Annotated in this window: 7 protein-coding genes; 2 read left to right on the top strand and 5 right to left on the bottom strand. The window is 69.5% G+C overall.

What is annotated here, in order from left to right:
- Nucleotides 1-154: 154 nt before the first annotated feature.
- Nucleotides 155-541 (bottom strand): nuclear transport factor 2 family protein, encoded by a 387-nt coding sequence (locus ASG29_RS11645; RefSeq protein WP_055983962.1) that lies wholly within the window; start codon nucleotides 539-541, stop codon nucleotides 155-157.
- A complete protein-coding gene (locus ASG29_RS11640) occupies nucleotides 541-942 on the bottom strand; it encodes a GFA family protein (protein WP_055983960.1) in 402 nt (133 codons plus the stop codon). The genes ASG29_RS11645 and ASG29_RS11640 overlap by 1 nt, the downstream gene beginning before the upstream one ends.
- A gap of 76 nt (nucleotides 943-1,018) precedes the next feature.
- Here ASG29_RS11640 and ASG29_RS11635 point away from each other — a divergent pair, with 76 nt between their 5' ends.
- A complete protein-coding gene (locus ASG29_RS11635) occupies nucleotides 1,019-3,331 on the top strand; it encodes an ATP-dependent helicase (protein ID WP_055985518.1) in 2,313 nt (770 codons plus the stop codon).
- Between the two features lie 6 nt (nucleotides 3,332-3,337).
- On the opposite strand, the gene ASG29_RS11630 is transcribed toward ASG29_RS11635, so the two are convergent.
- From ASG29_RS11630 to ASG29_RS11620, 3 genes are all read right to left on the bottom strand, one after another.
- Nucleotides 3,338-3,763 carry a DoxX family protein gene (locus ASG29_RS11630; protein WP_055983957.1) on the bottom strand — a complete coding sequence of 142 codons (426 nt, stop codon included), beginning with the start codon at nucleotides 3,761-3,763 and terminating at the stop codon, nucleotides 3,338-3,340.
- Nucleotides 3,764-3,890: 127 nt separating this feature from the next.
- On the bottom strand, nucleotides 3,891-4,226 hold the full coding sequence (locus ASG29_RS11625) for a WYL domain-containing protein (protein WP_055983956.1): 336 nt from the start codon (nucleotides 4,224-4,226) through the stop codon (nucleotides 3,891-3,893).
- Nucleotides 4,227-4,267: 41 nt separating this feature from the next.
- On the bottom strand, nucleotides 4,268-6,352 hold the full coding sequence (locus ASG29_RS11620; protein WP_055985517.1) for a prolyl oligopeptidase family serine peptidase: 2,085 nt from the start codon (nucleotides 6,350-6,352) through the stop codon (nucleotides 4,268-4,270).
- A 48-nt stretch (nucleotides 6,353-6,400) separates the two neighbouring features.
- Between ASG29_RS11620 and ASG29_RS11615 the strand changes: the two genes are divergently transcribed.
- Complete coding sequence (locus tag ASG29_RS11615; protein WP_055983954.1) at nucleotides 6,401-7,810, top strand: MFS transporter; 1,410 nt, start codon at nucleotides 6,401-6,403, stop codon at nucleotides 7,808-7,810.

Genomic DNA, 7,810 nt, shown 5'->3' with positions numbered 1-7,810 from the left:
GCGAGCGCAACCACTGGACGGTCCGGCGGCACGGTGGACCCCGGCACGAGGCCGGGGTGACGGGGTGGCTGGGGCTGCCGACTTGCCCGCCCTTGTGTCCACGCGAAGATACCCCAACCTGGGCTCCACCCTTCGCGGGACCACGAACAGGCCCCTATTCCTTCGCCAGCACCGCGCCCATCAGCGGCACGACCGCGTTCAGGCCCTTCATCGGGCGCACCATGACCTTGAAGCGTGAGATCAGCCCGTCGTCGCGCCAGTGGATGATGTCGACGCCGTTGACCTTGATGCCGCCCTCCAGCTCGCATTCGAATTCCAGCACCGCGGACGTATCGTTGCGCCATTCGCCGACGTAGCGGAACGTCGGCCCGCCCAGCACGTCGGCGGCGGCCCACAGATATTTCAGCGTGACCGCCTTCCCTTCCTGCGGCGTGTGCACCGCCGGGCTCTGGAAGATCACGTCGTCGGCTAGCAGCGCCGCCAGCCCCTCGCGCGTCGGGGCGTGCATGTAGGCGTGCCAGCGTTCCACCACGTCGGCCATCAATCGACTCCCGGATAGGTCTGGAATTCCGGCAGGGCGGCGACGCCGGATGTCCAGCCGAGCCGCTCCTTCACCATGATCTGCGCGCCGGGCGGCTGCCCCTCCGGATCGTCGAGCGTTCCCGACTGGATGTCGACGATCCCGGGCAGGAATTGCGGATTGCGATAGAACAATCCGGTCCCGCATGCGGCGCAGAAATGGCGCGTGCCGTGTTCGGACGAATGGTAGGTCGCAGGCTCCCCCGTCACGACGACCCTGTCCTCCGGCCAGGCGATCCATCCGGTCATCGGCGATCCCGACCAGCGGCGGCAATCGTCGCAATGGCACAGGGCGTGATGCTCGGCCGGCCCCTCCGCCGCATAGGTTATCGCGCCGCAATGGCAGCGCCCGGTGGTCGCCATCGACTCTCTCCCTTTCGCCGTTTGTCTTTTGTTCTCACGGATTGCGCCATCGTGCAACCCTGCCTACGTGGACGACGTGACCGACAGCCAGATCGCCGATCCGCCCTATCTCAAGGGCTTGAACCCGCCGCAGCGCGAGGCCGTGCTGACCGTCGACGGGCCGGTGCTGGTGCTGGCGGGCGCGGGCACGGGGAAGACCGCGGCGCTGACCGCGCGGCTGGCGCATCTGTTGTGGACGCGGCGCGCGTATCCGTCGGAAATCCTGTCCGTCACCTTCACCAACAAGGCCGCGCGCGAGATGCGCGAACGCGTCGGGCGGCTGGTGGGCGACGCGGTGGAGGGGATGCCTTGGCTGGGCACGTTCCACGCGATCGGGGCGAAGATGCTGCGGCGTCATGCCGAGCTGGTGGGGTTGCAGTCGAACTTCACGATTCTGGACACCGACGACCAGTTGCGGTTGCTGAAACAGCTGATCGTCGCGGCGGACATCGACGAGAAGAGGTTTCCGGCGCGCAGCCTGGCGGGCCTGATCGACGAGTGGAAGAACAAGGGCCTGATCCCGCGCGAGATCGACGCGGGCGAGAGCGAGCGTTACGCCAACGGGCGCGGGGGGGAGCTGTACGAGCAATATCAGGCGCGGTTGCGCGCGGTGAACGCGTGCGACTTCGGCGACCTGCTGCTCCACGTCCTGACCATCCTGAAGACCGATCGAGGGGTGCTGGAACAGTATCAGCAGCGCTTCCGCTACATCATGGTCGACGAATATCAGGATACGAACAGCGTCCAGTATCTGTGGCTCCGCCTGCTGGCGCAGGAGCGGCGCAACATCTGCTGCGTCGGTGACGACGACCAGTCGATCTATTCGTGGCGCGGCGCGCAGGTGGAGAATATCCTGAAGTTCGAGAAGGACTTCCCCGGCGCGAAGGTCATCCGGCTGGAGCAGAATTACCGTTCCACCCCGCATATCCTGGGCGCGGCGGCGGGGGTCATCGCCAACAACGGCGGGCGGCTGGGCAAGGAATTGTGGACCGAGCTGGACGCGGGCGAGAAGGTGCGCGTCATCGGCGTGTGGGACGGGCCGGAGGAGGCGCGGCGCGTCGGCGAGGAGATCGAGGCGGCGCAGCGATCGGGCACGTCGCTGGACGATGTCGCGATCCTGGTGCGCGCAGGCCATCAGACGCGCGAGTTCGAGGACCGCTTCATCGCGATCGGCCTGCCGTACAAGATCGTCGGCGGCTTCCGCTTCTACGAACGCGCGGAGATCCGCGATGCGCTGGCGTATCTGCGGATCGTCAACCAGCCCGCGGACGATCTGGCCTTCGAGCGGATCGTCAACGTCCCCAAGCGCGGGCTGGGCGACAAGGCGGTGGCGAAGCTGCACATGCTGGCGCGCGCGGAGGGCCTGCCGCTGAGCCACGCGGCGGTGCGCATCCTCGATACCGACGAGCTGACCCCGCAGGCGCGGCGCGCGTTGGGCAATTTCGTCGGCGACATCGCGCGGTGGCGCGACATGGCGAGCAGCGTGCCGCATGCCGAGCTGGCGCGGCAGATGCTGGACGAGAGCGGCTATACCGCGATGTGGCAGGCGGAGAAGTCGGTCGAGGCGGCGGGGCGGCTGGAGAACCTTACCGAACTGGTCCGCGCGATGGAGGAATATGAATCGCTCGGCGCGTTCCTGGAACATGTCAGCCTGGTCATGGATAACGAGGCGACGCGGGACGACCCCAAGGTCACGATCATGACGATCCACGCCGCCAAGGGGCTGGAGTTCGACACCGTCTTCCTCGCCGGGTGGGAGGAAGGGCTGTTCCCGTCGCAACGGTCGCTGGACGAAGGCGGCACGCGCAGCCTGGAGGAGGAGCGCCGCCTCGCCTATGTCGCGATCACGCGGGCGCGACGGCGGGCGACGATCCTGCACGCGGCCAATCGCCGGATCTATGGCCAGTGGACGTCCTCGATCCCGTCGCGCTTCGTCGGCGAATTGCCCGACGTGCATATCGACAGCGAGACGACGATGACCGGGGGCGCGAGCCTGTGGCAGGCGAACTGGTCCGAGCGCGCCGATCCGTTCGCCGACGTCGGGCGCGGCGCGGGGCGCGGGCCGGGCTGGCAGCGCGCGGCGGGGACGCTCGGCGGGTCGGGGGACGCCAAGCCGGGCGGCGAATGGACCAGCCGGACCTTCACGCGCGAACCCGTGCGCGTGGTCGAGAGCCGCGCGTCCGCGGTGTCGCTGGGCAACAAGGGCCGCGGCGACCTGTCGATCGGGCAGCGCGTGTTCCACCAGAAGTTCGGCTACGGCACGATCGACGCGATCGAGGGCAACAAGCTGGAGATCGAGTTCGAACAGGCCGGGCGCAAGCGGGTGATGGATACGTTCGTGACGGTGTGAGCGGGTCTAGGCCGGGCGATCGCGGAGCCTACGAAACGGCCGGTCCACCGCGCCGCTCGCCCATAAGGCCCACCAGATCACCAGCGGCTGCACCATCAGCCGGGGGGCGTGATAGGCGAGCGGGAGGCCGGTGCCGCCGCGCAGGTCCAGCACCGCATGCCACATGTTCGCGGGCCAGACGCACAGGGCGTACAGCGCCAGCGCCCTGCCCGCCGCCACGCGCCAGCGCGGCGACAGCAACGCGATGGCGCCCGCGATCTCGCACAGGCCGGTCGCAATCACGACCGCGCGGGGGAACGGGACGGGCGGAGGCACGATGCGGACCATGGCGTCGGTCACGATCAGGTGCGCGACGCCCGCGACGGCGTAGAAGGCGATCAGGAACGCGCGCGCGATGCGGCGGCCGGTGCTGTCCGCGGCGATGGTCGTCATGCCGCGCCGGGCCTGACCGGTGGATGGCGCTGCGCCTGATCGTGCTCCCGCGGGAACGGGAGCCGGGACCGGACCCCCGCCTGCGCGGGGACACAGCAGATCGAGAGGCCACGCACGGCGTCGATCGTCAGACCTCGACCGCCAGCAGGGTCGCCTCATACTTCGCATCGCCCGCGTCGAACAGCGCGCTGGGGGTGAAGCGGCGCGGGGTGATGCGCAGGCCGCTGAGGCCGGACAGCTTGAACGCGCCCAGTTTCTCCTCCTTCGGCGGCTTCCCGTCGCGTTCCAGCGTCACGGCGTCGAGATAGATCTCGCCATGCTTGGTATAGACGACGTGCGGCGCGAGCGTGACCGTCCCGCGATTGTAGGTCGCGGCGATCGTCTGCTTCTTGACGACCGCCTCGAACACGACGGGGACGGTATCGGGAACAGCGGCGGGCGGTGTGTCGGTCACGGCGTTCATGCTGCCTCCCCTATCCCGTCTGCTGCGTTGCAGCAATAACGTCAGTCTTCCAGCTTCTGCGCGAAATAGACCATCTGCAACGCCTGCAACCGCGCACCCTGCGCGATATCCGCGTCGCCCGAATGGCCGCCGGCCGTATCCTCGTAGAACAGATACGGCAGGCCGTATTCCTTCAGCCGCGCGGCGAACTTACGCGCATGTTGCGGTCCGACGCGGTCGTCCTTCGTCGTGGTCCAGACATAGGGTTCGGGATAGGCACCGCCGCGACGGATGTTGGCGTAGGGGGAGATCGATTCGAGGAAGCGGCGCTCCTCCGGCACCGATACCGATCCGTATTCGTCGACCCATGACGCGCCCGCGGCGATCCCTTCGTAGCGGACCATGTCCAGCAGGGGGACCTGGATTGCGACCGCGCGGAACAGGTCGGGGCGCTGGTTGAACATCACCCCCATCAGCAGGCCGCCGTTGGAGCCGCCGTAGATCCCCAGCCGCCGCGGGCTGGTCAGTTTGCGCGCGATCAGGTCCTGCGCGACGGCGGCGAAATCGTCGTAGATGACCTGCCGCTTCGTCTTTCGACCGGCATCGTGCCACGCCGGGCCGAACTCGCCGCCGCCGCGGATGTTGGCCAGGACGAAGCTGTTCCCGCGTTCCAGCCACAGCTTTCCCGTGATGCCGGAATAGCTCGGCGTCATCGACAGTTCGAACCCGCCATAGGCGGTCATGATCGTCGGCGTCGAACCGTCGCGGGGCACGTCGCGGCGGTGGACGATGAAATAGGGCACCTTCGTCCCGTCCTTCGACGTCGCCTCGAACTGTTCCACCACCAGGTTGGCGGCGTCGAAGCGCGCGGGCATCGCCTTCACCTGCACCGGGGCGGCGGTGGCCGCGGTGTCGAGCGTCCACAGGGTCGTCGGTGCGAGGAAGCCGGTGACCGCGACATAGGCCGCGTCGCTGGATTCGGTCGTGCTGGCGGTGACGATGGAGGCGTTGTCCGGCAGCGGCACGGTGCGCCGCGTCCATTTCCCGCCGGTGTGGGAGAACACAAAGGCCCGGCCGCGCACGTTGTCGTAGATGTTGGCGATCGCATGGTGGCGCGTGACCGCGAGCCCCTCCACCGACTGGCGCGGACCGGGGGCGAACAGCACCTGCGGCACGAACCGCCCCGTGCGCACCGCCGCCAGCGGCGCGGCGGCGATCGCGCCCGCGGGGACATCGCCCCACGCCTCGCTGGTCCGGAACAGGACCTGCCCGTCGACCATGCCCGCGGGGAAGACGCGCGGCGGGGTGTCCAGCCTCACCAGCCTGCCGTCGACCCGGGCGAAGGTTTCGCCGCCGAAGAAGGTCTGGCGACGCAGGACCAGGACCAGCCGGTTGCCCGCACCGTCGGTCAGGACGCTGCCGTAGGTGCCGAGTTGGTCCGTGGGTTGCCCGCGATAGACCTCCTGCGCGTCCGCCAGAGTGCGGCCGCGGCGCAACGTCTTCACGACGAAGGGATAGCCGGATGCCGTCATCGTCCCGGCGCCCCAGTCGCGCGAGACGATCAGCGTGTCGGCGTCGATCCAGTCCGCGCCCTGTTTCGATGTCGGCAGGACGAACCCGCCCTCCACGAAGCGCGCGTCCACCAGGTCGAATTCGCGATAGGTGACCGCGTCCTCGCCCCCTTCGGACAGCGCGACCAGGCAGCGGCGCTCCTCCGGCGGCAGGCAGGTGGCGCCCCTCCACACCCATTTCTTCCCCTCCGCCCGCGACAGGGCGTCGAGATCGAGCAGCGTCTTCCACGTCGGCGTCGCGGTCGCGTAATCGGCCGGCGTGGTCCAGCGCCACACGCCCTGCGGATGATCGGCATCGCGCCAGAAGTTCGTGATCCGGCCCATGCGCTGCTCGGGCATCGGGATGCGGTCGCTGGCGGAGGCGATCGCCAGCGCCTGCGCCTCGAACCGCGCATAGCGGGGGTCGGCCTCCAGCCGGGCGAGCGTCCGCCGGTTCTCCGCCTCCACCCAGGCGAGCGCCTTCGCGTCGTCCTTGCCCTCAAGCCACACATACGGATCGTCGGTCATCCGCGGCGTCTGCGCGTCCGCGCCGGCGGTCGCAAGCGCCATCGCCATCAGTCCGATAACCGTCCGCATGTTTCCTCCGTCTTGCATCCCCACCGTCGTCTAGCGCAGGAGCGCGCGATGGCGAAGCGTCGACCCCGCGCGGGATTACCCACAGACGGCCTGCCGTCGCCCCGGCGCTACGCCGCGATCGCGGCGCTGTGCTGCGGCACCGCGCTGGTCATCATCGACGGCGGCGTGGCGACCGTCGCCCTGCCGACGATCGCGCGCGACCTGGGCGTCGAATCGAGTTCGGTCGTGGCGGTCGTCACGGTCTACCAATTGATCCTGGTCATGATGCTGCTGCCGTTCGCGGGGCTGGGCGAGCGCTTCGGGCTGAAGCGGATGTACCAGGCGGGACAGATGGTGTTCGCGGTGGCGACGATCCTCTGCTTCTTCGCGAAGTCGCTGCCGTTCCTGCTGGTCGTCAGAGCGGCGCAGGCCCTGGGGGCGGCGGGCGCCCTGTCGGTGGCGTCGGCGCTGATCCGGCAGACCTATCCCTCCGCGCAACTGGGGCGGGGCCTGGGCATCAATTCCGTCATCGTGGCCAGTTCCGCGGCGGCGGCCCCGACGATCGGCGGGCTCGTCCTGTCGGTCGCGCCGTGGCCGTGGGTCTTCGCCAGCGCGGTGCCGTTCGCGATCCTGTCGCTGATCCTGGGCCGCGCGCTGCCCGACGCGGTGCCCCGCGCGCGCGCCTATGACGTGCCCGGCGCGATGATGTGCGCCGCCACGTTCGGCCTGGTGATCGGAGGCGCGGAGAGCGCGGTGCATGGCGACAGCCCGGTCGTTTCCGCCGCCATCGTGCTGCTGGGCCTGGCGATCGGGCACGTATTCGTCCGGCGCGAACGGACGCGGCCCTCGCCGATCCTGCCCGTCGACCTGCTGGGGCGGCCGGTGATCGCGCTGTCGGCGGTGGGCGCGTTCGCGGCGTTCTGCGCATCGATGACGCTGCTGCTGTCGCTGCCGTTCCGCCTGACCCACCAGTTCGGCTGGACGGCGGCGGAGGTGGGCGCGGCGATCGCGCCGTGGCCGCTAACGAACATGATCGTCGCGCCGCTGGCGGGGTGGCTGTCGGACCGGGTGCCCGCGGGATTGCTGGGCGGTGTCGGGATGGCGGTGTCGATCGCGGGGCTGACGCTGCTAGCGTTCCTGCCCGCGGACCCGGCGTGGTTCGATATCGCATGGCGGATGGCGTTGTGCGGATCGGGGTTCGGCCTGTTCCTGCCGCCCAACGCCCGGCTCATCATCGGTTCCGCGCCGAAGGAGCGCGCGGCGGCGGCGGGCGGGCTCGTCGGGACGGTCAGGCTGGCCGGGCAGACGACGGGTGCAACGGTCGTCGCGGCGTTGCTGGCGATGGGCGTCGGCGGCGGGGCGACGCCCGCGCTGGTCGCGGCGGGCCTAGCGTTGCTGGCGGGACTGTGCAGCGTGGCGCGGCTGCGGCCGTCGATCCGGAACCCGAAGGCGGTGGAAACCGAAGTGCCGGTCCGGTGA

The organism is Sphingomonas sp. Leaf412, from assembly GCF_001425405.1.
Taxonomy (GTDB): Bacteria; Pseudomonadota; Alphaproteobacteria; order Sphingomonadales; family Sphingomonadaceae; genus Sphingomonas.
The sequence above is the reverse complement of the archived record's forward strand: the minus strand, read 5'-3'. Positions and strand labels throughout refer to the sequence as shown.